General features: G+C 34.9%; 27 protein-coding genes. 8 read left to right on the top strand and 19 right to left on the bottom strand.

The window, feature by feature from the left end; all coding sequences use genetic code 11:
• Window positions 1-80: 80 nt before the first annotated feature.
• From rpsR to AQ616_RS03095, 7 genes are all read right to left on the bottom strand, one after another.
• Entirely contained in the window at window positions 81-311 is a 231-nt protein-coding gene (gene rpsR / locus AQ616_RS03065; RefSeq protein ID WP_017798745.1) for a 30S ribosomal protein S18, read from the bottom strand.
• A 66-nt stretch (window positions 312-377) separates the two neighbouring features.
• Window positions 378-869 carry a single-stranded DNA-binding protein gene (gene ssb / locus AQ616_RS03070; RefSeq protein WP_069685045.1) on the bottom strand — a complete coding sequence of 164 codons (492 nt, stop codon included), beginning with the start codon at window positions 867-869 and terminating at the stop codon, window positions 378-380.
• A gap of 15 nt (window positions 870-884) precedes the next feature.
• Window positions 885-1,172 carry a 30S ribosomal protein S6 gene (gene rpsF / locus AQ616_RS03075; RefSeq protein ID WP_017798747.1) on the bottom strand — a complete coding sequence of 96 codons (288 nt, stop codon included), beginning with the start codon at window positions 1,170-1,172 and terminating at the stop codon, window positions 885-887.
• Between the two features lie 191 nt (window positions 1,173-1,363).
• Entirely contained in the window at window positions 1,364-2,464 is a 1,101-nt protein-coding gene (gene ychF, locus AQ616_RS03080; protein ID WP_017798748.1) for a redox-regulated ATPase YchF, read from the bottom strand.
• 217 nt (window positions 2,465-2,681) lie between these two features.
• On the bottom strand, window positions 2,682-2,885 hold the full coding sequence (locus tag AQ616_RS03085) for a DUF951 domain-containing protein (RefSeq protein WP_039819694.1): 204 nt from the start codon (window positions 2,883-2,885) through the stop codon (window positions 2,682-2,684).
• Between the two features lie 44 nt (window positions 2,886-2,929).
• Window positions 2,930-3,901: a mechanosensitive ion channel family protein gene (locus tag AQ616_RS03090; protein ID WP_017798750.1), complete on the bottom strand. Its 972-nt coding sequence runs from the start codon at window positions 3,899-3,901 to the stop codon at window positions 2,930-2,932.
• 26 nt (window positions 3,902-3,927) lie between these two features.
• Window positions 3,928-4,956 (bottom strand): YkvI family membrane protein, encoded by a 1,029-nt coding sequence (locus AQ616_RS03095; RefSeq protein ID WP_017798751.1) that lies wholly within the window; start codon window positions 4,954-4,956, stop codon window positions 3,928-3,930.
• A gap of 85 nt (window positions 4,957-5,041) precedes the next feature.
• On the opposite strand from AQ616_RS03095, the gene yyaC reads away from it, so the two are divergent.
• Complete coding sequence (gene yyaC / locus AQ616_RS03100) at window positions 5,042-5,665, top strand: spore protease YyaC (RefSeq protein WP_069685046.1); 624 nt, start codon at window positions 5,042-5,044, stop codon at window positions 5,663-5,665.
• A gap of 160 nt (window positions 5,666-5,825) precedes the next feature.
• Here the strand turns inward: yyaC and AQ616_RS03105 are convergent, their stop codons facing one another.
• From AQ616_RS03105 to rpmH, 12 genes are all read right to left on the bottom strand, one after another.
• Window positions 5,826-6,530 carry a DUF554 domain-containing protein gene (locus tag AQ616_RS03105; protein WP_017798753.1) on the bottom strand — a complete coding sequence of 235 codons (705 nt, stop codon included), beginning with the start codon at window positions 6,528-6,530 and terminating at the stop codon, window positions 5,826-5,828.
• Window positions 6,531-6,775: 245 nt separating this feature from the next.
• Entirely contained in the window at window positions 6,776-7,600 is an 825-nt protein-coding gene (locus AQ616_RS03110; RefSeq protein ID WP_017798754.1) for a ParB/RepB/Spo0J family partition protein, read from the bottom strand.
• The gene (locus AQ616_RS03115; RefSeq protein ID WP_017798755.1) at window positions 7,581-8,354 is read right to left on the bottom strand and encodes a ParA family protein; all 774 of its coding nucleotides are present in this window, start codon (window positions 8,352-8,354) and stop codon (window positions 7,581-7,583) included. Before AQ616_RS03115 ends, AQ616_RS03110 begins: the two co-directional genes overlap by 20 nt.
• 159 nt (window positions 8,355-8,513) lie before the next feature.
• Complete coding sequence (noc, locus tag AQ616_RS03120) at window positions 8,514-9,386, bottom strand: nucleoid occlusion protein (protein WP_017798756.1); 873 nt, start codon at window positions 9,384-9,386, stop codon at window positions 8,514-8,516.
• 205 nt (window positions 9,387-9,591) lie between these two features.
• On the bottom strand, window positions 9,592-10,308 hold the full coding sequence (gene rsmG / locus AQ616_RS03125; RefSeq protein WP_017798757.1) for a 16S rRNA (guanine(527)-N(7))-methyltransferase RsmG: 717 nt from the start codon (window positions 10,306-10,308) through the stop codon (window positions 9,592-9,594).
• A 66-nt stretch (window positions 10,309-10,374) separates the two neighbouring features.
• Window positions 10,375-12,264, bottom strand: a complete 1,890-nt coding sequence (mnmG, locus tag AQ616_RS03130) for a tRNA uridine-5-carboxymethylaminomethyl(34) synthesis enzyme MnmG (RefSeq protein WP_069685047.1) — start codon at window positions 12,262-12,264, stop codon at window positions 10,375-10,377.
• Between the two features lie 24 nt (window positions 12,265-12,288).
• Entirely contained in the window at window positions 12,289-13,665 is a 1,377-nt protein-coding gene (gene mnmE / locus AQ616_RS03135) for a tRNA uridine-5-carboxymethylaminomethyl(34) synthesis GTPase MnmE (protein ID WP_069685091.1), read from the bottom strand.
• Window positions 13,666-14,027: 362 nt separating this feature from the next.
• Entirely contained in the window at window positions 14,028-14,219 is a 192-nt protein-coding gene (locus AQ616_RS03140) for a YozQ family protein (RefSeq protein ID WP_017798760.1), read from the bottom strand.
• A gap of 149 nt (window positions 14,220-14,368) precedes the next feature.
• Window positions 14,369-14,986, bottom strand: coding sequence for an RNA-binding cell elongation regulator Jag/EloR (gene jag / locus AQ616_RS03145; RefSeq protein WP_069685048.1), 618 nt, complete (start codon window positions 14,984-14,986; stop codon window positions 14,369-14,371).
• Window positions 14,987-15,001: 15 nt separating this feature from the next.
• On the bottom strand, window positions 15,002-15,760 hold the full coding sequence (gene yidC, locus AQ616_RS03150) for a membrane protein insertase YidC (protein WP_017798762.1): 759 nt from the start codon (window positions 15,758-15,760) through the stop codon (window positions 15,002-15,004).
• Window positions 15,761-15,823: 63 nt separating this feature from the next.
• Window positions 15,824-16,189, bottom strand: a complete 366-nt coding sequence (rnpA, locus tag AQ616_RS03155; RefSeq protein ID WP_026133863.1) for a ribonuclease P protein component — start codon at window positions 16,187-16,189, stop codon at window positions 15,824-15,826.
• Between the two features lie 129 nt (window positions 16,190-16,318).
• The gene (gene rpmH / locus AQ616_RS03160; RefSeq protein WP_011067894.1) at window positions 16,319-16,453 is read right to left on the bottom strand and encodes a 50S ribosomal protein L34; all 135 of its coding nucleotides are present in this window, start codon (window positions 16,451-16,453) and stop codon (window positions 16,319-16,321) included.
• 602 nt (window positions 16,454-17,055) lie between these two features.
• On the opposite strand from rpmH, the gene dnaA reads away from it, so the two are divergent.
• From dnaA to gyrA, 7 genes are all read left to right on the top strand, one after another.
• The gene (gene dnaA / locus AQ616_RS03165; RefSeq protein ID WP_017798764.1) at window positions 17,056-18,399 is read left to right on the top strand and encodes a chromosomal replication initiator protein DnaA; all 1,344 of its coding nucleotides are present in this window, start codon (window positions 17,056-17,058) and stop codon (window positions 18,397-18,399) included.
• A gap of 186 nt (window positions 18,400-18,585) precedes the next feature.
• Complete coding sequence (gene dnaN, locus AQ616_RS03170) at window positions 18,586-19,722, top strand: DNA polymerase III subunit beta (RefSeq protein WP_069685049.1); 1,137 nt, start codon at window positions 18,586-18,588, stop codon at window positions 19,720-19,722.
• A 291-nt stretch (window positions 19,723-20,013) separates the two neighbouring features.
• The gene (gene yaaA, locus AQ616_RS03175; protein ID WP_011064405.1) at window positions 20,014-20,235 is read left to right on the top strand and encodes a S4 domain-containing protein YaaA; all 222 of its coding nucleotides are present in this window, start codon (window positions 20,014-20,016) and stop codon (window positions 20,233-20,235) included.
• Between the two features lie 2 nt (window positions 20,236-20,237).
• Window positions 20,238-21,347: a DNA replication/repair protein RecF gene (gene recF / locus AQ616_RS03180; protein WP_017798766.1), complete on the top strand. Its 1,110-nt coding sequence runs from the start codon at window positions 20,238-20,240 to the stop codon at window positions 21,345-21,347.
• A 35-nt stretch (window positions 21,348-21,382) separates the two neighbouring features.
• Window positions 21,383-21,664: an extracellular matrix regulator RemB gene (remB, locus tag AQ616_RS03185; protein ID WP_017798767.1), complete on the top strand. Its 282-nt coding sequence runs from the start codon at window positions 21,383-21,385 to the stop codon at window positions 21,662-21,664.
• Window positions 21,665-21,765: 101 nt separating this feature from the next.
• A complete protein-coding gene (gene gyrB / locus AQ616_RS03190) occupies window positions 21,766-23,691 on the top strand; it encodes a DNA topoisomerase (ATP-hydrolyzing) subunit B (RefSeq protein WP_017798768.1) in 1,926 nt (641 codons plus the stop codon).
• A 103-nt stretch (window positions 23,692-23,794) separates the two neighbouring features.
• Complete coding sequence (gyrA, locus tag AQ616_RS03195) at window positions 23,795-26,305, top strand: DNA gyrase subunit A (RefSeq protein ID WP_069685050.1); 2,511 nt, start codon at window positions 23,795-23,797, stop codon at window positions 26,303-26,305.
• The last annotated feature ends 3 nt before the right edge of the window (window positions 26,306-26,308 follow it).

The raw sequence follows: 26,308 nt of genomic DNA on the forward strand, positions 1-26,308 counted from the left end.
CGTTCCCTTCAATAATAAATAATAGATCATAAAAAGACAGCACTACAAGGTACATACCTCATAGTGCTGTCTTTATAAAATCATTCTGCAACGTACGGCAATAAAGCCATTATACGAGCACGTTTGATTGCGATTGTTAATTTACGTTGATATTTTGCAGAAGTTCCAGTCACACGACGAGGAAGAATTTTTCCACGCTCAGAGATGAAACGTCTTAATAGATCAACATCTTTGTAATCGATGTGCGTAATTCCGTTCGCTGTGAAGTAACACACCTTACGACGTTTTGCACGTCCGCGACGAGCTGCCATATTAATACACTCCTTCACTTAAAGATTTAATTTTAAAAAGTTTATCCTCTTTGAACAAACATTATATTAAAACGGTAAATCATCATCAGAAATATCAATTGGTTCACCATTATTTTTAAATGGATCATCTTGATCTTGGTTCTGATTAGATGCATATTGATTTTGATTTTGATTTTGATATTGGTTCTGATTTCTGTTTTGCTGATAACCTCCAGATGAATCCTGTCCACCTTGAGAACCCTTTGTTTCTAGGAATTGAACACTATCTGCTACTACTTCAGTAACATAGACGGTTTTCCCATCTTGGCCTTCAAAATTTCTCGTTTGAATACGGCCGTCAACACCAATCATACTTCCTTTTTTCATATAATTGGCTAGATTTTCAGCTGGACGTCGCCAAATCACACAATTGATAAAGTCTGCTTCGCGATTTCCTTGCTGATTCGAGAAAGGTCTGTTTACAGCAATGTTGAAATTGGCAACTGCAACCCCATTTGGTGTATAGCGTAAATCAGGATCCTTCGTTAACCTGCCTACCAGTACGACACGATTTAACATCAGAACCACTCCTTATTATTGTTCATCTTGAATAGCCATATGACGAATAATGTCTTCGCTGAACTTCGCTAAGCGGTCAAATTCATTAATTGCTTCTTCACCACTTCTAAAGTTAAGAATTACATAGTATCCATCACGGTAATCGTTGATTTCGTATGCAAGACGACGCTTGCCTTTTTCGTCAACTTTATCAATTTCCGCGCCATTATCAGTTAGAATTGTGTTGAAACGCTCGATTAAAGCAGTTTGCGCTTCCTCTTCTATGTCTGGGCGGATGATATACATGATTTCGTATTTTCTCATCCGTTACACCTCCTTTTGGTCTTAGCGGCCCTCATTATCGGAAAGTATGCTTACTATCCTCATAAGAGCAAGGAATAATCAAATTCTAATTACCCACAATGTAGTATTATATCAAATGTTGTATTCCTTGACAAGTGTTCGAAAAACTAATTTACGCTATTTTAAATGGGAATTTCTTGGTTTATCAACTATTATACATTGAATCGGAAATGAATAACATCTCCATCTTGTACGATGTACTCTTTTCCTTCTAGTCTTACTTTTCCTCTTTCTCGTGCTGTTGCCATATTTTCAGCATCAACAAGATCTGTATAAGATACGGTTTCTGCACGAATAAACCCTCTTTCAAAGTCCGTATGAATAATTCCTGCTGCTTGTGGGGCCTTTATGCCTTTACGGAATGTCCACGCACGTACTTCTTGTTCTCCAGCTGTAAAATACGTAGCTAGTCCAAGTAAATTATACGATGCTTTAATAAGTTGATCTAGGCCAGATTCTGCGATTCCTAAATCCTCTAGGAACTCTTCTTTTTCCTCAGGCTCTAATTCCGAAATTTCTTCTTCAATACGAGCACAAACAATGATTACTTCTGCATTTTCACCTGCAGCATGCGCTTTTACTTTTTGTACATATTCATTTCCATCTGGATCAGAGACTTCATCTTCACTCACATTTGCAACATATAATGTTGGTTTACTAGTTAGTAAATGCAAGCCTTTCACAATTTTCCATTGCTCTTCTGAAAACTCTAATGCACGAACAGGCTTATCATTTTCTAATCCTTCTTTCACTATAGCTAATACTGCTTGTTCTGCTACAGCGTCTTTATCTTTTTGTCGAGCTAGCTTCTCTACACGCTGATATCGCTTATTAACAGTATCTAAATCTGCTAGAATTAACTCTAAATTAATAATTTCGATATCATCAATCGGATCCACCTTACCAGAAACATGCGTAATATTCTCATCTTCAAAGCAACGAACAACCTGACAGATTGCATCTACTTGACGAATGTGAGATAAGAACTGGTTTCCAAGGCCTTCACCTTTACTAGCGCCTTTAACAATTCCTGCTATATCTGTAAATTCAAATGCAGTAGGTACTGTTTTCTTTGGATTTACAAGTTCGGTTAATTTATTTAATCGTTCGTCAGGTACTTCCACGATTCCTACATTTGGATCAATCGTTGCAAATGGGTAATTTGCAGCTTCTGCTCCAGCTTGTGTAATCGCATTAAAAAGTGTTGATTTTCCAACATTCGGAAGACCTACGATTCCTGCTGTTAATGCCATACTTCTTTTTCCACTCCTTAAGGATTCCATTCATATGAAGGCTTTCATTAATCCAATTATAGATATTAGACATAAAAAAAACAAGCAAGTAAAAAACAAAAACAGGCATGAATCCACGCCCGTTTTTGCTTTACCCTAATACATTTTTAAAAAACATTTCTCTATATACACCTATTATACTATTTAACTACAGTTTTAGTCAATTTTATCTAATTATTTATCCCTGGTTATTTCCTTTTTCTAGTACTTTCTTCATTTTTTTAGTGAAATCCCTTCTAGGAATCATCACACTATGTTGGCATCCTAAACATTTAATTCGAATATCCATCCCCATTCGAATAATTTTCCAACGATTTTCTCCACAAGGATGTGCTTTTTTCATTTGGACAACATCATTTAGGCCGAATTCTTTCTCCATCATGCGTATCTCCTTTTTTTCTTACCATTATAGCAATTCGTTACGCATTATTCATCATCACGTGCTTTAGAACGTTCTAGTTCACTTCGTACTTCACCTTTAGATACTTCTCGTCCTTGTACACCGCGAATTTGATCTCGATCGATTGTTAAACGCTCTTTTTCTTCTTTTGAATACATAATGATTCTAGATGCTGGCAACTCTATACCAGACTTAAATAATTTATCTTGAAGTTCTTTACGAATATTACGTTCAGCTGCCCACTGGAATCCAGGAGATGTATCTGCAATAATTCGAATAACATAATGCGAAACATCCAAGCTTTGAACACCAATAATTTGGGGAACTTCTAGTAGAAATTCATATTTATTTGGTAGTTCTGCAGCAACTTCTTCAATTACTTTTTCTGCTTCATAAACATCACTTTCATAAGGAATATTCACATCAACAATAGCTAATCCATTATGAATAGAATAATTGGTTACTTGCGTCACATTCCCATTAGGAACCACATTTAATTCCCCAGTCCAGCTAAGTATTTTTGTCGTACGTAATCCAATTTCTTCTACAGTACCTTCGACTCCAGACACTGCTACATAGTCTCCTACAGAGAATTGATCTTCAAAAATAATGAAAAATCCAGAGATAATATCTCGAACAAGGTTTTGAGCGCCAAAACCAATAGCTAAACCTGCTACCCCTGCACCAGCAAGTAATGGTCCAATTTCAAAGTTAAATACACCTAAAATCATTACAATCGCTAAGAAATAAACGACATATGCAACGACATTTTTAATTAGTTTTTTTAATGTGTTTTCTCTTCGTTCCGTAATTCGAATAGGACCAGATTGTCGTTGAACAAAGAATTTATCTACAAATTTTCTCGTAACTTTTACAATCAATAAAGCTAGTAAAATAATTACTACAATTTGTAAAGCACCTTGAAATATTCCCACCCATAAATCTGGATTACTTAAGTAATTCCAAAGTCTTTCCCATTGTCGATTCAAAAAATCCATTGCTACCTAACTCCTTCTCCCGTTGTCTATGTTCTTTTATGTCTATTTACTATTCCCCACACAGGATAAAGTAATAGTCTTGCCAATACATAGAGATTTAATATGGCATAAATAGGATATAAAACACTAATAAGGTTTGAAAATCCAAAAGTAGTAAGTGGTATCATAATAATTAATGTTACCAAAACAATCAAGTACATTGGCTTTTGGATATAGTACTGTACCCTTGTAGCAATTCCTAAAACACCCGATGCAGCTGTTGTAAATATAGCAAACCATAACAGAATGGACATAATGATTACCATACTTAATGGATAATGTTTTAGAATGGCAAACAAAGGGATTTCATATAATATAATTTCATCTGCTATTTGAATTAAGCTATTGTTATAGATATAAGATACCGCCCCTAAAGCCAGTCCACTTCCAATGCAAGATATTATGATTTCTTTTTGACTCGTTACTTTATTACCAATAGCTCCCAATACAGCAATGAGCGGTAAGATATTCAAAGCTGTAAATGGAAAGGCAGCCATCCAGTTCCTCTGTTCCTCCCAATGGGAAAGTAAGTGGAGATCTTGGTCAACTGTAAATTTCAATAATACTAAAAGCAACCCTCCTATTAATATCGGTAAAATAAATTGATTGATCGTTAATAATCCATTAATTCCTTTTCTAAATAACAAAACAAGAATGACTACAATTAACACTATACCCCAACTATAATGTAGATTAAACGCTTGACCTGTAGCACCGCTCCCAGCGATCATAATCATCGTAGTTGTAAATAAGTACAGCATGATTAATAAATCGAATGCTTTTGTTAATTTCTCTCCTACTATCTCTTTTAAAACCGGTAAATAGTTTGTTGATTGCAAACGATAACTAATTTGCATAATAACAATACAACAAATCGAAAAAAATATAGCAAACAGTACAATAGCTAGTCCACTTTCATGGCCAAAAAATTGCCAAAGCTCTCTCCCTGAAGCATAACCTGCTCCTATCGTTGTTCCTAAAATGAGTGTTATCCACTTTAGGCATGATCTCCACATATAGTTTCCTCCAATTCATAATTTACACGTATAGTTCGAACAAAAAAGCCGTATACTATACCAATATGATTTTGGAGGATAAGCTATGAATCTAAAACAACGATTTGGCCAAGAATCTTCATTATTAAGGTTACATTATAAAGAAAATAATTTACCTTCATTGATGTGCCAACATATTATGAATTGGTTTCCATATCAGCCTCGTGAGTATGTAGCTGTTTGTATCGGAACAGATCGTTCTACCGGAGATGCATTAGGTCCATTAACTGGTATGTATTTTCAAACATATAAACCAAGGCATATACGAGTTTATGGTACAATTCATGAGCCTGTACACGCAGTAAATTTAGAAGAGTCGTTGGAACGAATTTATAAGCTACACAATAACCCGTTTATTATCGCTATAGATGCTTGTCTCGGCCGTAGTACATCAATTGGACACATTATCACTGAAAAGAAGTCCTTACAGCCAGGAACAGCCTTAAATAAAACATTACCAGCTGTAGGGGATATAAGTATTACGGGAGTAGTAAATGTCAGTGGATTTATGGAACATTCTATTTTACAAAACACAAGATTATCTGTGGTGATGGACATGGCAAAACAAGTATCTGGCATCTTAGAAGATATTGATGATCAATTAACTTACGTTCGGATTCCTACTGTCATTCAAGCACGTAAAGAAAAATCAAACCCAGAAATAATATAGAAAGTAAAACTAGCATGCAATGGAGGGCTCGTTCATCCCCACTGCATGCCAGTGCAACAGAATCGAATTTTTATGAGTAGGATAAAAAAGAGCTTTCAGCAGCATAAATTTACTTAATACGCTATTAAAAATAAATACAATTCTCTCGAGCTCTTTCTATCTAAAGAAATTGCACGATACTATAAATAATAATAACTGTCCCAATTGAAGGGAGGAGGTTTCCAATTCTAATCTTTGTTATATTTAATAGATTTAATCCAATTGCTACGATTAATAATCCCCCTACTGCTGTCAGTTCAATAATTAATCCATCTAGGAACACAGGTGATACCCAATTTTCAATTTGTGTTGCAAATAAAGCGATTAAACCTTGGTATACGACAACTGGGATAACCGATAAAATGACTCCAAAACCTAAAGTAGTCGTTAACACAAGCGATGTGAATCCATCAATGACACCCTTCGTCATCAATACTTCATGATCACCACGAATTCCACTATCTAATGCACCGATAATCGCCATTGCTCCAATACAGAATATTAAAGAAGCCGTAACAAAACCTTGAGCTATACTCGTTTCTTCACTCTTTGTTGATACTCTATTGCCAACCCATTCACCTAGTTGATTCAAGCGCTCTTCTAACCCTATAGCTTCACCTATTAAAGCTCCAGTTAGCAAGCTTAGTAATACGATTATAATCTGATCTGTTTCAAATGCCATCTGTAAACCTATAAGGAAAACTACTAAGCCTATTCCATTCATCACAGTTTCTTTATACTTTTCGGGGATTTTCGTAAAAAATAAGCCAAGAATACTTCCAATTACAATTAATATTCCATTTACTACTGTACCAAGTAAGACCATATATTCTTCTCCTATTTATCATTGATGTTTATAACATTGTTTCACGTGAAACATTTTGTCTAATTATGTAACAATTTTTGATAGCTTATAAGTATTTGTAATGCATGTAGAAAAATAGACGATTCCAGTAGGGACAGCTCCTTCTAAAAAGTAAACTTGGATAAGTGTACTTTCTTTTCCAAGTTAGCTGAGGAAGTCCCCGCGGAAAGCGCCTATTATATCAAATTACGATATTACAATTACTTTTATTTATCAAGGTACTCAATAATACGATTTAAATCATCGTCATTGTAGAATTCTATTTCTATTTTCCCTTTTCGTTTCCCTTTATGGATATGTACAGCAGTTCCTAATACATCTCTTAATGCAGATTCACGCTCTTGAATGAATATATCTCTTTTTGGCTTTTCTTTTGGTTTTGCTGGTTTTTCATTCATCTCTACGATTGCTTTTTCAACTTGTCGTACATTCCATTTTTCTTTACGAATTCGTTGTACTAGTGGAAGTAAATATTCCTTCTTTTTTAATCCTAATAAAGCTCGTCCATGACCCATCGATAGTTCTCCATTATTAATATAGGCAACTACTTGGTCTGGTAGAGATAATAAGCGCACCATGTTTGCTATATGAGAGCGACTTTTGCCTAATCGTTTGGATAATTCATCCTGGGTTAACTTTAATTCTTCAATAAGATTAGCATATGCTTGTGCTTCTTCGATTGGAGTAAGGTCTTCACGCTGTAAATTCTCTAACAACGCAATTTCCATCATTTTATCATCATCTAACTGTTTCACGACCGCTGGTATTGTTTTTAACCCAGCTTCTTTTGCAGCACGGAAGCGTCTTTCGCCAACAACAATTTCATAACCTTTTATACTTTTTCGTACTGTAATTGGTTGTATAATTCCATATTCTTTTATAGAATTTTTTAATTCCTCGATTGAATCCGTATGAAATGTTTTTCTTGGTTGATATGGATTTGGTCGACAGGACTGAATATCAATATCTTGTACTTCATCGCCGCTATGCTGTATTAATGCGTCTAATCCTTTACCTAACCCTCTCGCCATTAGCCATCACTTCCTTCGCTAGATCAAGATAAACCTCTGCTCCTCTAGATTTAGGATCATAAGAGATTATTGGTAATCCATGACTCGGTGCTTCTCCTAAACGGACATTTCTAGGAATAATTGTTTGATAGACTTTATCCTGAAAGTATTTTTTCACTTCTTCAATTACTTGAATACCAAGGTTTGTACGTGCATCAAGCATCGTTAATAAGACACCCTCGATCATTAATTGTTGATTAAGATGCTTTTGTACAAGTCTTATTGTATTTAATAACTGGCTTAGACCTTCTAATGCATAATACTCACACTGTACAGGAATTATCACTGTATCCGAAGCAGTTAACGCATTAATCGTTAACAGTCCTAAAGAAGGAGGGCAATCAATAATAACAAAATCATATTGATCCTTCACTGCTTCTAAAGCTGTTTTCAAGCGAATCTCCCTAGAGATTATTGGTACTAACTCTATTTCAGCCCCTGCAAGCTGAATTGTCGCAGGAATAATATCTAATTGCTCCATCTCTGAATGAACAATTACTTCTTCCGCTGTAGCATCTTCTACGAGAATATTATAAATACATTGACTAACATCTGCTTTGTTTACACCGACACCACTTGTCGCATTCCCTTGTGGGTCTGTATCAACTAGTAATACTTTATTTCCTAAAGATGCCAGACAAGCACTTAAATTCACAGATGAAGTTGTTTTCCCTACGCCACCTTTTTGATTTGCGATGGAAATTATTTTACCCATGTTGACACCTACCTAACTATATAAACTATATTACCACTAATTAAAGAACTGCGACTATTAAATCTACGAATTTAGCGAAATTGTAATATCAATAGCAAAGAAATACCCATCTTATTAACGTAGATGGGTTGCATAGTGCTGCTATAAAAATAATAAATTCTATTGATTTTTTTTCGGTATTTTTATCGTTATTTGATAGTAATCATCTAACTCTTTTTCATCTGATTCTACTTCTACACCTGTATCAGAAACCATATTAAGTGATTGACGAATCGTATTCATCGCGATTCGTATGTCTTTGTTTACACCTTTAAACTTCGGTTTTGGTTTTTTCTTGTCATTTGGTTCGTTCATTTGTACGATTCGATCTTCTGTTTGTTTTACATTTAAACCTTTTTCTAATATTTCATGTAAAACAGCTATTTGTTGATCTTCTTGTTTTAGCTTAATTAGTGCTCGGGCATGTCTTTCTGATATTGCTTTATCTAATAAGGCTGTTTGTACTTCTTCAGGAAGTTTTAATAACCTTAGTTTATTGGCAACCGTCGATTGATTCTTCCCTAGTCTTTGTGCAAGTGCTTCTTGTGTTAATGAATGTAATTCTAATAATTTAGCATAAGCAACTGCCTCTTCAATTACAGTTAGTTCTTCTCGTTGTAGATTCTCTATGAGTGCTACAGAAGCAGTTTCCGTATCTGTCATATCTCGAATAATCGCAGATACGTGCTCCCAACCTAAATGTTGAACTGCACGCCATCTTCTCTCTCCTGCAATTAATTCATATGAATCTTCTTCCTCTAACTTTCGAACAACAATAGGTTGAATCATCCCGTGTGTATGGATGGTTTGTGCAAGTTCTTTAATTTTTTCTTCCTGAAAGATTGTACGTGGTTGATAACGATTTGGATGAATGTTATCTACATTTATTTGAATGACCTCATCAGCAGAATATTCTACCTGATTTTCTACTTCATCCGTATCGATATTCTCCTTTTCACTCTTTCCAAATATACGATTAAAAGGATGCACCAATTCTTGACACCACCTTCAAAATTTAACAAACTATAAATCTTCAATATAATATCTATGTAAAAATGTTTCACGTGAAACATTTTATGAATTTTTAGATTACAGTACGTTTTTCACTTATCTTAGCTAAACCTATTTTACCATATCTATCGATGAAAAAGTATATAATAGAATACAACAAATGATAATTAAATATTAGTTATTTGTCTTATTCTATTGGCTCTTTGTTTGGTAAGCCTGCTTTTCGTGGATATTTTTTCGGTGTTTGACGTTTTTTTGAAATTATTATAATCGATCTTTCACTTTCTTCTATTGGTAAAGAGAACGTATGGATTTCTTCTACTTCCCCACCTAATAATTCAATAGCAGGTTTTCCAACTTCTAATTCATCTTTTGCTTGCGCACCCTTCATCGCAATGAATACACCATTCTTTTTAACAAGTGGTAAACAAAGCTCACTTAATACAGACATGCGCGCTACCGCACGAGCTGTTACTATATCAAAACTTTCACGAAACGTTTTATTTTTTCCGAAATTTTCAGCTCTGTCATGATAAAATGCAACATTTGATAATTCTAATTTTGTTGCTAAATGGTTTAGAAATGTAATTCTTTTTTTCAAGGAATCCACGATGGTAACTTTTAATTGAGGAAAGACAATTTTTAAAGGAATACTTGGAAATCCCGCTCCTGCCCCAATATCACAAATAGAAATTTCTTGATTAAAATCATGATAAAATGCAGCTGTAACGCAATCATAAAAATGCTTAACATACACTTCTTCTTGATCAGTAATTGCAGTCAAATTTACTTTTTGATTCCATTCTACTAGTTCTTGGAAATAAATGGAAAATTGTTCTATTTGTTTTTCAGATAAATTTATTCCCTTTTCTTTTAATGCTTGTACAAATTGTTCTGGTTTCATGAGATCCTCCCTTAATTACTTTTATAAGGAAAAAGCGACGCATACTTGTGACGCGCCGCTATATAATCAATCATTTGCTACTTTCGCAATACTTCCTTGTTCAATATACACAAGTAATATTGATATATCAGCAGGATTTACTCCAGATATACGTGATGCTTGTCCAACAGAGAGTGGACGTACTTTTTTCAGTTTTTCCACTGCTTCTGTAGCTATTCCATTAATTACATCATAATCAATATGCTCAGGTATCTTCTTATCTTCCATTTTAAGCATTCGCTCTACTTGTTCTTTTGCTTTTTTAATATATCCTTCATATTTGATTTGAATAGCGACCTGTTCTTTCACTTCTTCTGAGAGTTCCAAATTACTTTCTATCATTTGATCAACGATATCATAAGAGAGTTCTGGACGCTTCATTAAATCATACGCTTTTATTGCTTCCTTTAAGCGGGATGCTCCAGCATTTTCCATGATTTGTTGAATATCTTCCGTTGGTTTAATGATAATTTTGTTTAATCGTTTCTTTTCTTCTTCAATTTGCTGTTTTTTATTGGTAAATCGTTGATAACGTTCCTCGGTAATCAGACCATAATCATACCCGATTTCTGTGAGGCGCAAGTCAGCATTATCATGTCGTAATAATAAACGATATTCCGCTCGAGAAGTTAGCAGGCGATAAGGCTCATTAGTCCCTTTCGTAACTAAATCATCGATCATAACACCGATATAAGCTTGTGAACGATCCAAAATAATAGGTTCTTTATTTAATGACTTCGCTGCAGCGTTCATTCCTGCCATTAATCCTTGTCCAGCGGCTTCTTCATATCCAGAAGTACCATTAATTTGACCAGCTGTAAACAATCCTGGCAAACGTTTCGTTTCTAAAGTCGGCCATAGTTGAGTTGGTACTACTGCATCATATTCAATGGCATAACCGGCACGCATAATTTCTGCTTTTTCCAATCCAGGAATGGATTTAATCATTTTATGCTGGATACTTTCTGGTAATGAAGTAGATAGTCCTTGAACGTACACTTCCTCGGTATCTCTTCCTTCTGGTTCTAAGAAAATTTGGTGACGTGGTTTATCATTAAAACGCACGATCTTATCTTCAATAGAAGGACAATAACGAGGACCCGTTCCACGTTTCATCCCAGAATACATCGAAGATAACCCTAAATTATCATTAATCACTTGGTGGGTAAATTCATTCGTATACGTTAACCAACAAGGGATTTGATCCGTTATTTGCTCCGTAGTCTCATAAGAAAATGATTTCGGATTGTCGTCTCCTGGCTGTATCTCTGTTTTTGAATAATCGATGGTATGACTATTAACTCTTGGTGGCGTACCAGTTTTAAAACGAGTTAACTCAAATCCATGTTTTTCGAGATCCTCGGATAATTTAATCGAAACGCGTTGGTTATTTGGACCACTTTCATATTCGAGATCCCCCATTAATACTTTTCCTCGCATAAATGTACCAGTCGTAACAATAACAGAATCTGCATAGTAAGCTGCATGTGTTTCTGTAATAACACCTTTACAGATCCCATCCTCGACGATTAATTCATTTACCATACCTTGGCGTATAGTAAGATTTTCCTCATTTTCCATTAAATGCTTCATTTCTTTCATATAAATCGGCTTATCCGCTTGTGCACGCAATGCTTGCACTGCTGGACCTTTACCTGTATTCAACATACGCATTTGAATATAACTTTTATCAATTACTTTACCCATAATTCCACCAAGCGCATCAATTTCACGAACAACGATCCCTTTGGCAGGACCACCAATAGATGGATTACATGGCATAAAAGCAATCATATCTAAATTAAGTGTCAACATTAACGTCTTTGCTCCCATACGAGCAGCAGCATATGCTGATTCTACTCCTGCATGGCCAGCACCAACAACGATGACATCATAATTACCTGCATTATAGGTCATGTTTTCTCTTCCTTTCCATAAAATTTATTTTCCTAAACAAAATTGCGAGAATAACTGATCAATTAGGCTATCACTAGCAGTATCACCGATGATTTCTCCCATGAACTCCCATGATCTTGTCACATCAATTTGAACGATATCCATCGGCATTCCTAATTCAATACCTTCCATCGCATCTTCCAAAGCTTGTTTCGCTTGTTTTAGTAGCTGTATATGACGGACATTGGACACATACGTCATATCACCATTATCTATATCCCCGGTAAAGAACGTATCTGCAATGGCTTTTTCAAGCTCATCTACTCCTTGTTCTTCTAGTAAAGCAGTAGTAACAACTGGTCTTTCTTTTGCAAATTCACGCACTTTATCTAAATCCAATTGTTGCTGTAAATCTGTTTTATTGATAATCACAATATATTCTAATCCATCTACCGCTTCAAATAATTTCATATCGTCCTCAGATAATGGTTCATTATAATTAAGCACAAATAAAATTAAATCCGATTCTTTCAACACTTGTCTCGAACGATCGACACCAATTCTCTCTACGATATCCTCAGTCTCTCTTATTCCTGCAGTATCCACTAAACGTAATGGAACTCCGCGCACATTGACATATTCTTCAATTATATCACGTGTCGTTCCTGGTATTTCTGTTACGATTGCTTTATTTTCTTGCACAAGCGTATTCATTAAAGATGATTTCCCTACGTTTGGACGACCAATAATTGCAGTAGACAAACCTTCGCGTAAGATTTTCCCTTGTTGTGCTATTTGTAAAAGTTTATCTAATTCATCCCGAACTTCCTTTGATTTTTCCTTCATCATTGCATGCGACATTTCTTCTACATCGTCATATTCAGGATAATCAATATTTACTTCTACATGAGCAACCGTTTCTAACAATTCTTGGCGCAACTTCTGAATTAATTTTGATAAACGTCCATCCATCTGTTTTAATGCAACAGACATTGCTTTATCTGTTTTTGCACGAATTAAATCCATCACTGCTTCTGCTTGAGATAAATCAATTCTTCCGTGTAAAAACGCACGTTTCGTAAATTCACCTGGTTCCGCTAAACGCACACCTTTTGCTAAAATAATTTCCAACACACGATTAACAGCAACCATACCACCGTGACAATTGATTTCTACCACATCTTCACGTGTAAATGTCTTTGGTGCACGCATAACAGAAACCATGACTTCTTCTGCAACCTCGTTCGTACTAGGGTCAATTATTTTTCCATATTGGATCGTATGTGAAGGAGCCTCTTGTAGATTCTTACCTTCAAATATTTGTGAAGTAATTGCAATTGCTTCTGGCCCACTTAAACGAACGATTGCAATAGCGCCCTCCCCAACAGGAGTCGATATCGCCGTTATTGTATCTGTATCCAACATTTTTGTCACCTCCACACATTGTCGACTACCTTACTACGATGAATAATCTCCGTATAAACTCTCTTCAATCCTTGGGAGCAAACGGCACGTACACACCATAATAAGTCTCGCTAAACCATCAATAAGAGATAAACATTCCCATTGATAATAGTCTTACTATATCTATTAAAATCACATCATTATATTTGTTGTCACTAACAAACTAGAATAACACAATTACATAAAAAAATAAACTTATCCACATCAATAATTTGTTACCTTTTCGTGCCAAAGTTATACACATGTGGATAAATAACCGGGATTAACTTTTTTTTACCAATTAAAAACACCCTTTATTATAAAGGATGTTTTTAAAGTTTCTATTTCTTTCTCGGTAATTTTTCATGTTTCTGTTGTTGATCGTCAATTGTACCTTCCATATACGTATCCGATACTTGTTCATGCGATGTTGCCATTCCTTGAGATAGTTGATCATCTTTATAATAATCGGAATACTGATACGTTTTATCAGCGACGCTTTTAGATCGTTCCGTTTTTTTATCTGACACCATTTATTCACCCTCTCTTTATACGAGATAGGTTTAATATGTGTGAAAAGCGTAGGTATTACACTATATTTTTTCATTCAAAAAACCGGTCAATTAATCCAAATATAATATCTAGATTACTGGCCGGTTTTTATAACAAATTTTTTATGCTATCATGATGGTTTAATTACAATATGTCGATGGGGTTCCACACCATCTGAATACGTCGAAATATCTTTTTGGTCTTGTAAAATACTATGAATGATTTTACGTTCAAATGCTGGCATTGGCTCTAAAACAACCGTTTTTTTAGTTCTTAAAGCTTTATCCGCCATACGAGAAGCTAATGTTTCCAATGTTTCTTTTCGTCTACCTCGATAGCCTTCCGCATCAAGCGTTACCGTATAGTAAGTATCACTTTGTCTGTTAATCGCCAAATGGACTAAATATTGAAGGGAGTTCAATGTCTGTCCTCGTTTACCGATTAATACTGCGATTTGATCACCATTCATAGTATAAGTGACGTGATTTCCATCAACAGTGGTATCTAAATCGATAGAGAGATTCATGTTGCTAGTTACTTCTTTTATAAATTTTTCCGTCTCTTGCACGGGATCTTTCGCTATACAAACCTTAACAACTGCGCGTTTAGATCCAAAGATGCCTAGTACACCTTTTTTTCCTTCATCAATGACATCAATTTCTACTTGATCTCTAGTTGCATTCAATTGAGCTAATGCAGATTGAATTGCTTCTTCAACTGATTGACCGCTAGCAGTTACTTCTCTCACTATCTTTCCCCTCCATTATTTTTTAGCCATCATTGGCTTATTAATAAGAAGCGTTTGGAATACCATAAATACGTTACCTGTAACCCAGTATAATGCCAACGCTGCTGGGAAGAAGAATGCCATTACACCAATCATAATCGGCATTACGTATAGCATAATCTGCATTTGTAATTTCATTTGCGGATTACTATTCATCGATGAATTTGTTGACATCATCATTTTCTGTTGTAAGAACGTAAATAATGCAGTTAATATAGGTAAAATATAATCTGGTGATCCTAATTGGAACCATAAGAAACTATGTGTACTAATTTCCGGTGTACGCATAATCGCATGGTACATGGCAACAAATATAGGCATCTGTACCAAGATTGGTAAACACCCTGCTAATGGATTAACTCCATTTTTTTGGAATAATTCCATTGTTTCTTGTTGTAACTTCTGCTGCGTATTTGCATCTTTAGAAGTATACTTCTTTTGAATTTCTTGAAGTTTTGGTTGAATTTCTTGCATCGCCTTAGAACTCTTAATTTGTTTTACATTTAATGGCATAAGTAATAAACGAACAAATATAGTAACGATAATAATAGCAAGTCCATAACCTTCATTAAATATCCCTGCTACTGCCGTAATTAACCAAGAAACTGGATATACAAAAATTGTATTCCAAATACCATCACTATCAGGTGTTATCGGTTCATTAATTTCCGTACAACCTGAAAGTAACATCGTTAGTGCTATTAAAGCAACTATAATTCCAAATTTTTTACGCAACGTTTTTCCTCCTTAACGCTTTCCTTGCTTACTTGTTATTCTAGCTTAATTGTATACATTATTCTATCTTAAACTTGTTTTACTTCTTGTATTTTTAAGTAATCCTTCTTTATATAAAAGATGAGATAAGCTTTTTTTGATTTCTCCACAATTCATGTTTTTAGTTGGATTTCTAGCAATTATAACTATGTCAAAGGCTGGTTTGATATCCGGTTCTAGTTCATGAAATGATTGACGTAAACAACGTTTTATTCTATTTCTCACTACGGCATTGCCAATTTTTTTTCCTACAGAAAGACCTACTCGAAAATGGCTTTGATCATCTATTTTCCGATAATATATTACCAATTGCCGATTCGCGAAAGAATGACCTTTTTTAAATGTATATTGAAATTCTTCATTTTGTTTTATACGATATTGTTTTTTCAACGTCATCACCTTTTACCCACATTAAACCGCCTAAGCTTGTACTTATTTATTAGTATGTATCCATTTATATGCTTTGTAACCCCTAAAATCTATCTATAACAGAAAAAAAACCACTGATTTTTCAGTGGCTTATGCAGATAATACTTTACGTCCTTTGCGACGACGACGAGCTAGTACATTACGTCCATTTTTAGTGCTCATACGTGCGCGAAAGCCGTGAACTTTTTTGCGTTTACGATTATTTGGTTGAAATGTTCTTTTCATGTCTATGCACCTCCTAGGAGAATTCAATTCATATTTAAACTCTTTCATCTTATAACTAATCAATTTAGACAGTCCTTGACATTATACGAAAAAAACAAACTACTTGTCAACCACTATTTAAATCCTCTTTTATCCACAGCTCTTGTTTGCTATTTTTTTCTTAGAATTAATTATCCACACAAGAAATTTACAAGTTAATCACAAAATATAGTGCTGTTTATAACTTTTGACCACAAGCGATTGAATATGTGGATAACCATGTAAAACCCATTGATTTTCTGCTCTTTATTTGGTATTATATTTATGTTTTAACCTGTGGAAACAGAAATCAACCTTTTGACTTATACACACAATGTGGATAATTTGTGGATATTTATCCAACCCTCGTTAATAATGTTTTCAACAGAGGTGTGGATAACGTTTATAATTCTTTTAAAGCTTATTATGCTCTTATATTGTTATCCACAGTAATTTATTTTACAAATTAAGTTGGTCATCTATGTTTTGATACATAGATAAAAGATATTAATGCCTTTCCATCTTTTTAGATTGAGAGAGGCTTTTTCTGTCATGATTAAATTAGGAAAGGAGTGAGCATTACTTTGGAAAATATTGAAGAATTATGGAGCGCTACATTAAAAAAAATTGAAGAAAAATTGAGTAAACCTAGTTTTGATACGTGGCTTAAAAATACCAAAGCAGAAGCATTAGAAAAAGATACCCTTATTATTTCTGCACCTAATGAATTTGCAAGAGATTGGCTAGAAAACCAATATACGAACCTAATTTCGCAAATGTTGCTTGAAGTAACTGGGTCTGAATTAAATACAAAATTTATCATTCCAGATTCATTAGAGGAAATTGAAGAACAAAAACCCATGCCAAAACCAAAACAGTCTGCAGATGCAGGTGATTCACCAAAATCGATGCTTAATTCTAAATATACATTTGATACATTTGTTATTGGCGCTGGTAATCGTTTCGCTCACGCTGCTTCGTTAGCTGTAGCTGAAGCTCCTGCAAAAGCATATAATCCTTTATTTATTTATGGAGGAGTTGGCTTAGGTAAAACACATTTAATGCACGCTATTGGTCATTATGTTCGAGATCATAATCCAAATGCTAAGGTCGTTTACTTAACATCAGAAAAATTTACAAATGAGTTTATTAACGCAATTATGGATAATAAATCCAATCATTTTCGTAATAAATATAGAAATATTGATGTTTTATTAATTGATGATATTCAATTTATTGCTGGGAAAGAATCTACACAAGAAGAATTTTTCCATACATTTAATGCATTGCACGGTGAAAGTAAACAAATTATTATCTCTAGTGATCGACCACCAAAAGAAATTCCAACTTTAGAAGATCGATTGCGTTCACGTTTTGAGTGGGGATTAATTACCGATATTACTCCTCCAGACTTAGAGACACGGATCGCAATTCTCAATAAGAAAGCAAAAGCAGAAGGGCTCGATATACCAAATGAAGTGATGCTCTACATTGCAAATCAAATTAATACAAATATTCGCGAACTAGAAGGTGCATTAATTAGAGTGGTAGCTTATTCATCATTGGTTAATCAAGATATCGATGCTTCGTTAGCAGCGGATGCTTTAAAAGATATTATTCCTAGTAGTAAACCAAAAGAAATTACCATACCAGCTATTCAAGAAATAGTTGCAGAACGCTATCACATTCGTTTGGAAGATTTCGCAGCGAAAAAACGGACAAAGTCTATCGCATTTCCTAGGCAGATAGCTATGTATTTATCGAGAGAATTAACCGATGCTTCCTTGCCTAAAATCGGAGAAGAATTTGGCGGTCGTGATCATACTACTGTCATTCATGCTCATGAAAAAATATCGAAAATGCTAGAACAAGATACAGAATTAGATAGAGATATAGAAGAATTAAAAGAAAAGCTTAAATCATTATAGAGATATCCCCATGTGTATACTGTGTAAAATGCGTCACACTCATGCACAGTTTATCCACATGTGGAAAACCTTTTGTAAAATACAAAAATAGTAGTTATCCACATAATCACAAGCCCTATTATTATTATTACTGTATTTTATAAATAAAAATAATAAATATAACTTCCAAATTAGGAGGGAAATGAAATGAGATTTACAATTCAACGAGATAAGTTAATTAATGGTGTATCAAATGTAATGAAGGCCATTTCTGCAAGAACGGTAATTCCAATTTTGACAGGTATGAAAATTGAAGTAAAAAATCATGGAGTTACTTTAACTGGAAGTGATTCTGATATTTCAATTGAATATTATATTCCAACCGAAGAAGAAGGTATTATTCATGTTGAGAATATCGAAGAAGGAACAGTTATACTCCAAGCAAAATACTTTCCTGATATTGTTAGAAAACTACCAGAAAGTACCGTTGATATTGTAGTAGATGACCAATTAAATGTACGAATTACTTCTGGAAAAGCAGAATTTAATCTAAATGGACAAAGCGCAGAAGAATATCCACAGTTACCAAAAGTTCAAACAGAAAATAGCTTTGAATTACCAATTGATCTTTTAAAAAGCATGATTAAACAAACCGTATTTGCGGTATCCACAATGGAAACTCGTCCCATTTTAACGGGTGTAAATATGAAACTTGTGGATAATTTACTTTCGTTCACGGCAACAGATAGTCATCGTTTAGCTAGAAGAGAAATTCCAGTTTCCAATGCACCTATGGAAGTATCACAAATTGTTGTACCTGGAAAAAGTCTAAATGAACTAAATAAAATTCTCGCTGATTCGGAAGAGACCGTAGAAATTAGTGTGACAAATAATCAAATTTTATTCCGAACCAAGCACTTAAACTTCCTTTCAAGACTGCTTGATGGAAATTATCCTGAGACTTCTAGACTGATTCCTGAACAGAGTAAGACAAAAATTCAAGTAAAAACTAAAGAATTGTTAGGTACAATTGATCGTGCTTCATTATTGGCAAAAGAAGAAAGAAATAATGTGGTAAAATTTAACGCACCAGGTAATTCAATGATCGAGATCTCCAGTAATTCACCAGAAGTTGGAAACGTTGTTGAAGAGATTACAGCTGATCAAATGGAAGGTGAAGAGGTTAAAATTTCATTTAGCTCTAAATATATGATTGATGCATTAAAAGCAATCGAATATGATGAAGTCCAAATTGAGTTTACTGGCGCAATGCGTCCATTTATCATACGACCAGTAGGAGATGACTCTATCTTACAACTCATCTTACCTGTAAGAACTTATTAATCAATCTAATAATATGGGAAGAAGCTCTTTCAACATAAGGGCTTCTTTTCATTTTAGGTAGAGGTACTGGAAAAGCTTAATAAAAAGTAGATTAAAGAAGTAATTTCTTCTGTTCAGTTTACTAAATTATGATGGGAGTAGAATTAAAAAAGCAAAATTAAGCCATTTTAAGGCGTTTTTGTATATTTTGAGAGGTAAACTTCCTTTTCGAGCAAATCTTTAGTAGAATAGATATATAAGACTTTTAAAGTATATACGGTTTTAAAATACAAAAAGAATTTGGTGATAAACATGCACGAACAAATACAAATAGACACGGAGTATATTACTTTAGGACAATTAATTAAGCTTTTAAATTTCTTGGAATCTGGAGGGATGGTTAAGACTTTCCTTCAAGAAGAAGGTGCCTTAGTAAATGGACATCTCGAACAAAGACGAGGAAGAAAGCTATATCCAAAGGATGTCGTAGAAATTCAGGGCATTGGTTCATATATCGTGATTAAAGAGGACTAAGCATGCATATTGAAAAATTAGAACTAACGAATTATCGGAATTATGACCAACTGGAGATAGCATTTGATGATCAAATTAATGTGATTATCGGTGAGAATGCTCAAGGTAAAACCAATTTAATGGAAGCTATTTATGTTCTATCATTTGCACGCAGTCACCGTACTCCTAGAGAAAAAGAATTAATTCAATGGGATAAAGATTATGCTAAAATAGAAGGTAGAATTACAAAAAGAAATCAATCTGTACCGTTGCAAATCTCCATAACTTCCAAAGGAAAAAAAGCAAAGGTCAATCACCTTGAGCAACATCGTTTAAGCGACTATATTGGATCGGTCAATGTCGTGATGTTTGCTCCAGAAGATCTGACAATTGTCAAAGGTGCTCCCCAAATTCGACGACGCTTTATGGACATGGAACTTGGTCAAATACAGCCAACCTATATTTATCATTTAGCCCAGTATCAAAAAGTATTGAAACAACGAAACCATTTATTAAAACAATTACAACGAAAACCAAATTCCGATACGACCATGTTAGAAGTATTAACCGATCAATTGATTGAACATGCTTCTATTTTATTGGAACGACGTTTTATTTACTTAGAATTGTTAAGAAAATGGGCAGAACCGATTCATAGAGGAATAAGTCGAGAATTAGAGCAACTCGAAATTCAATATAGTCCAACAATTGAAGTATCAGAAGAGGCAAATAAGGAAAAAATAGGTAATATATATCAAATGAAGTTTTCTGATGTAAAGCAAAAGGAGATAGAGCGTGGAACCACTTTAGTTGGCCCACATCGAGATGATTTGATTTTTTATGTGAATGGAAAAGATGTTCAAACTTACGGTTCACAAGGTCAGCAGCGCACAACTGCTTTATCGATTAAATTGGCGGAAATAGAGCTGATTTATCAAGAGGTTGGGGAATATCCTATCTTGCTATTAGATGATGTTCTAAGTGAATTAGATGATTATCGCCAATCGCATTTACTTAATACCATTCAAGGTAAAGTACAAACATTTGTATCAACGACAAGTGTGGAAGGTATTCATCATGAGACATTACAACAAGCAGAGCTATTTCGAGTTACCAATGGTGTAGTTAATTAAATTAGCAGAAATAAATTAAAAGGAAGTGACGATTTATGTTTATCCATATTGGAAACGGAAATGTCATTCGAACAAAGGAGATCGTAGCCATTATTGATTGCAATCTACTTTCGTCATCTTCCATTGTTGATGAAATGATTGAGGCTTGGGAAAAAATTAAAAAAGTCTCTGGCCCAAGAAAAAATGCTAAATCGATTATGCTAACGGAAGATCATGTGTATTTTAGCTCATTGTCCGTTTCAACGTTAAAAAAACGTTCAAGTATGATATCCACGATTAACAAACTGGATGATTATTCAGATGAACTATCCATTTAATCGTTTTAAATATAGATTGAAAAGAAGCTTCCGAATAGAAGGACACCGACAAAGATCGGTCTCCTATTTAAGTGTATTTCAACAGAAATGAGTGTGAGAAGATGTCTATGGAAGATAAAATTACGGAAAACCAAGAATATGGTGCAGATCAGATACAAGTTCTTGAAGGATTAGAAGCAGTAAGAAAAAGACCTGGTATGTATATCGGCTCAACTAGTGAAAAAGGGCTCCATCATTTAGTTTGGGAAATCGTCGATAATAGTATTGATGAAGCATTGGCAGGCTATTGTGACCATATTGAAGTAGTGGTTGAAGAAGATAATAGTATTACAGTAAAGGATAATGGACGTGGTATTCCAGTTGATATCCAACAAAAAACTGGAAGACCGGCACTTGAAGTAATTATGACTGTACTACATGCTGGTGGTAAATTCGGTGGAGGCGGTTATAAGGTTTCTGGCGGATTACACGGCGTAGGGGCATCAGTTGTAAATGCACTTTCTAGTGAATTAGAAGTATACGTACATCGTGATGGGAAAGTTCATTTTCTATCTTTCAAAAAAGGTGTTCCTGATGGAGAAATTGAAGTGATTGGAGATACCGATATTACTGGTACTGTAACTCACTTTAGACCAGATTCAGAAATCTTCACAGAAACAACAGAATATAACTTTGATACATTGGAGCAACGTCTTCGTGAGCTTGCATTTTTAAATAAAGGATTAAAAATCTCGATTGAAGATAAACGTACGGACAAAGAACAAGTGACGTATCACTATGAGGGCGGAATAAGTTCTTATGTTGAATTTATTAATAAAAATAAAGAAGTTCTTCATGAGCCTTTCTTTGCAGAAGGAGAAGACCAAGGGATTTCTGTAGAGGTAGCTATTCAATACAATGATGGATTTGCAAGCAGTTTATATTCATTTGCGAACAATATCCATACGTATGAAGGTGGATCACATGAAGTCGGTTTCCGTAGTGGTTTGACACGTATCATAAATGATTATGCGAAGAAAAACGGTTTAATCAAGGATGGAGATTCGAACTTATCTGGAGACGATGTTCGTGAAGGAATGACAACGATCGTTTCTATTAAGCATCCAGATCCGCAATTTGAAGGACAAACAAAGACAAAACTTGGAAATAGTGAAGTTCGTGCGATTACAGATGGAGTCTTTTCTGAAACATTTTCTAAATTTTTATATGAAAATCCTTCTATAGCAAAAATCATTGTAGAAAAAGGATTGATGGCGTCACGGGCACGTCTTGCAGCAAAAAAAGCAAGAGAACTTACACGTCGTAAAAGTAACTTAGAAATATCGAATTTACCTGGTAAGTTAGCTGACTGTTCCTCACGAGATGCCTCTATAAGTGAACTATATATTGTAGAGGGGGACTCAGCCGGAGGTTCCGCAAAATCAGGAAGGGATCGTCATTTCCAAGCAATCCTCCCATTGAGAGGTAAAATTTTAAACGTTGAAAAAGCACGTTTGGATCGTATTTTATCTAATAATGAAGTACGTGCCATGATAACAGCTTTAGGAAGTGGTGTTGGTGAAGAATTCGATATTTCCAAAGCACGTTATCACAAAATCGTTATCATGACAGATGCGGATGTAGATGGCGCACATATTCGAACATTATTATTAACTTTCTTCTACCGATATATGCGTCCACTTATTGAACACGGCTATATTTATATCGCCCAACCACCACTTTATCAAATAAAGCAAGGAAAAACGGTGAATTATGCGTATAATGATAAAGAATTGGATCGGATATTAGACGAAATTCCAAAAGCACCAAAACCAAATATCCAACGTTATAAAGGTCTAGGAGAAATGAACGCAGATCAATTATGGGATACAACGATGGATCCAGATACTCGTACACTCCTGCAAGTAGAGTTAAGCGATGCGATTGATGCTGACCAAGTATTCGATATGTTAATGGGTGACAAAGTAGAGCCACGTCGAATCTTTATCGAAGAAAATGCACAGTATGTGAAGAACTTAGATATTTAACCTTAGTATTTTCTTGTTTTAATATAAAGGATTAAATAGATAACGGAAGATCGATTGAAGGAAATCACTAAGTTGCACTTAGTGATTGGGAGGTATTGAAAGAATGGCAGATATAAATCGTCCGAGAGTATCGGAAATAAATATAAGTAATGAAATGCGTACATCATTCCTTGATTATGCGATGAGTGTAATTGTATCTCGTGCATTACCAGATGTACGTGATGGAATGAAACCAGTTCATCGTCGTATTCTTTATGCGATGAATGACTTAGGTATGCATTCAGATAAAGCATATAAAAAGTCAGCTCGTATTGTCGGTGAAGTTATTGGTAAGTATCACCCACATGGTGATTCCGCTGTATATGAAACGATGGTACGTATGGCTCAAGATTTTAGTTATCGATATATGTTAGTAGATGGTCACGGAAACTTCGGTTCTGTCGATGGTGACTCAGCAGCGGCAATGCGTTATACCGAAGCTCGTATGTCTAAAATTTCCATGGAATTACTTCGTGATATTAATAAAGACACGATCGATTATCAAGATAACTATGACGGTACAGAAAGAGAGCCTGTTGTATTTCCAGCACGTTTTCCTAATTTACTAGTAAATGGTACATCTGGAATTGCAGTTGGTATGGCGACGAATATCCCACCTCATCATTTAGGTGAAACAATTGATGCTGTATTAGCCGTTAGTCAAAATCCTGACATTACTATAGACGAAATAATGGAAAATCATCTTCCAGGACCTGATTTTCCAACAGCGGCACAAATATTAGGACGAAGCGGTATTCGAAAAGCATATGAGACTGGTAAAGGATCGATTACTATTCGTGCGAAATTGAATATTGAACAAGGTAAAAATGATAAAGAAACAATTATTGTCACTGAGTTACCTTACCAGGTTAACAAAGCAAAGCTAATCGAAAAAATAGCAGAATTAGTACGTGATAAGAAAGTGGAAGGTATCACCGATCTGCGTGATGAATCTGATCGTAATGGAATGCGTATTGTCATTGAATTAAGACGTGATGCAAATGCGAATGTTGTACTTAATAATTTATATAAGCATACGTCCCTACAAACTACCTTCGGCATCAATATGCTAGCACTTGTAGATGGACAACCAAGAGTTCTTAATATAAAGCAATGTCTTAGCTACTACTTAGAGCATCAAAAAGTCATCATAAAACGTCGTACGCAATTTGAATTAAATAAAGCGGAAGCACGTGCACATATTCTAGAAGGTCTACGCATAGCACTTGATCACTTGGATGAAGTAATCGAATTAATCCGTAGTTCAAAGACAGCGGATATTGCCCGCGAAGGCTTAATGGAAAGATTTAAGTTAAGTGAGAAACAAGCACAAGCTATCTTAGATATGCGTCTTCAACGTTTAACTGGATTAGAACGAGAAAAAATTGAAGATGAATATAAAGAGCTTAAGGCTTTGATTGAAGAATTAAAAGCAATTTTAGCGGATGAAGAAAAAGTATTAGAAATCATTCGTGAAGAATTAATGGAGATCAAAGAAAAATATAAAGAAGATCGAAGAACAGAAATAGTAGCAGGTGGAGCAGGATTCTTTGAAGATGAAGATCTTATTCCAGAAGAAAATATCGTAATAACGTTAACTCATCAAGGTTATATCAAGCGATTACCTGCATCTACGTACCGCACACAAAAACGTGGTGGACGCGGAATACAAGGAATGGGTACCAATGAGGATGATTTTGTAGAACATCTAGTATCTACTTCTACACATGATACGATCCTCTTCTTTACCAACAAAGGGAAGGTATATAAAGCGAAAGGATATGAAATTCCGGAGTTCAGCCGAACTGCAAAAGGAATACCGATTATCAACCTCCTTCAAGTTGAAAAAGGAGAATGGGTAAATGCTGTAATATCAGTTAATCAATTTGATGAAGAAGCATACTTATTCTTTACAACAAAACATGGAATTGCGAAGCGTACAACACTTGAGAAATTCCGTAATATCCGTAAAGGTGGATTAATTGCTGTTAACCTTAGGGAAGATGATGAACTCATTTCTGTTCGTCTGACTGATGGCCAAAAAGAAATAATGATAGCAACGAAGAATGGTTATCTTATTCGTTTTGAAGAAACACAAATTCGGTCTATGGGACGAACTGCTGCTGGTGTAAAAGGAATTTCCTTACGTGGCGATGATGTCGTTGTTTCCATGGAAATTATAGAACCAGGATCTAAAATTCTTCATGTTACCAACAAAGGATTCGGTAAACAAACCGATGAAGCAGAATACCGTCGTATTAATCGTGGAGGTAAAGGGGTATTTACTTGTAAAATAGATGAAAAGACGGGATATGTTGTTGCTGTGAAAGCAGTAAATGGCGACGAAGACTTAATGTTAATTACTATTGCCGGTGTATTAATCCGAATACAAGTGCAGGACATTTCACAAACGGGTAGAAATACAAAAGGGGTTCACTTAATTCGATTGCAGGATGGTGAAGAAGTAGCTACGGTTACTCGTATAGAAAAAGATGAAGAAGAAGTCGAGGATATTGAAGTAGTAGAAGGAGAAACAACGGATTCATCAACAGAGTCAAACGAAGATAACGAATAGTTA

It is taken from the genome of Oceanobacillus sp. E9 (assembly GCF_001741975.1).
Taxonomy (GTDB): domain Bacteria; phylum Bacillota; class Bacilli; order Bacillales; family Amphibacillaceae; genus Oceanobacillus; species Oceanobacillus kimchii.

What these genes read in the sequence shown, in the direction of transcription:
- AQ616_RS03095 (WP_017798751.1), bottom strand. Translation starts at nt 4,956, where the DNA reads ATGTGGAGATCATGCCTAAAGTGGATAACACTCATTTTAGGAACAACG.
- dnaN (WP_069685049.1), top strand. Translation starts at nt 18,586, where the DNA reads ATGAGATTTACAATTCAACGAGATAAGTTAATTAATGGTGTATCAAAT.
- rpsR (WP_017798745.1), bottom strand. Translation starts at nt 311, where the DNA reads ATGGCAGCTCGTCGCGGACGTGCAAAACGTCGTAAGGTGTGTTACTTC.
- yaaA (WP_011064405.1), top strand. Translation starts at nt 20,014, where the DNA reads ATGCACGAACAAATACAAATAGACACGGAGTATATTACTTTAGGACAA.
- rpsF (WP_017798747.1), bottom strand. Translation starts at nt 1,172, where the DNA reads ATGAGAAAATACGAAATCATGTATATCATCCGCCCAGACATAGAAGAG.
- ssb (WP_069685045.1), bottom strand. Translation starts at nt 869, where the DNA reads ATGTTAAATCGTGTCGTACTGGTAGGCAGGTTAACGAAGGATCCTGAT.
- recF (WP_017798766.1), top strand. Translation starts at nt 20,238, where the DNA reads ATGCATATTGAAAAATTAGAACTAACGAATTATCGGAATTATGACCAA.
- AQ616_RS03090 (WP_017798750.1), bottom strand. Translation starts at nt 3,901, where the DNA reads ATGGATTTTTTGAATCGACAATGGGAAAGACTTTGGAATTACTTAAGT.
- gyrA (WP_069685050.1), top strand. Translation starts at nt 23,795, where the DNA reads ATGGCAGATATAAATCGTCCGAGAGTATCGGAAATAAATATAAGTAAT.
- AQ616_RS03115 (WP_017798755.1), bottom strand. Translation starts at nt 8,354, where the DNA reads ATGGGTAAAATAATTTCCATCGCAAATCAAAAAGGTGGCGTAGGGAAA.
- rpmH (WP_011067894.1), bottom strand. Translation starts at nt 16,453, where the DNA reads ATGAAAAGAACATTTCAACCAAATAATCGTAAACGCAAAAAAGTTCAC.
- AQ616_RS03110 (WP_017798754.1), bottom strand. Translation starts at nt 7,600, where the DNA reads ATGGCGAGAGGGTTAGGTAAAGGATTAGACGCATTAATACAGCATAGC.
- yyaC (WP_069685046.1), top strand. Translation starts at nt 5,042, where the DNA reads ATGAATCTAAAACAACGATTTGGCCAAGAATCTTCATTATTAAGGTTA.
- mnmG (WP_069685047.1), bottom strand. Translation starts at nt 12,264, where the DNA reads ATGACCTATAATGCAGGTAATTATGATGTCATCGTTGTTGGTGCTGGC.
- AQ616_RS03085 (WP_039819694.1), bottom strand. Translation starts at nt 2,885, where the DNA reads ATGATGGAGAAAGAATTCGGCCTAAATGATGTTGTCCAAATGAAAAAA.
- gyrB (WP_017798768.1), top strand. Translation starts at nt 21,766, where the DNA reads ATGTCTATGGAAGATAAAATTACGGAAAACCAAGAATATGGTGCAGAT.
- AQ616_RS03140 (WP_017798760.1), bottom strand. Translation starts at nt 14,219, where the DNA reads ATGGTGTCAGATAAAAAAACGGAACGATCTAAAAGCGTCGCTGATAAA.
- rsmG (WP_017798757.1), bottom strand. Translation starts at nt 10,308, where the DNA reads ATGAAACCAGAACAATTTGTACAAGCATTAAAAGAAAAGGGAATAAAT.
- remB (WP_017798767.1), top strand. Translation starts at nt 21,383, where the DNA reads ATGTTTATCCATATTGGAAACGGAAATGTCATTCGAACAAAGGAGATC.
- AQ616_RS03105 (WP_017798753.1), bottom strand. Translation starts at nt 6,530, where the DNA reads ATGGTCTTACTTGGTACAGTAGTAAATGGAATATTAATTGTAATTGGA.
- ychF (WP_017798748.1), bottom strand. Translation starts at nt 2,464, where the DNA reads ATGGCATTAACAGCAGGAATCGTAGGTCTTCCGAATGTTGGAAAATCA.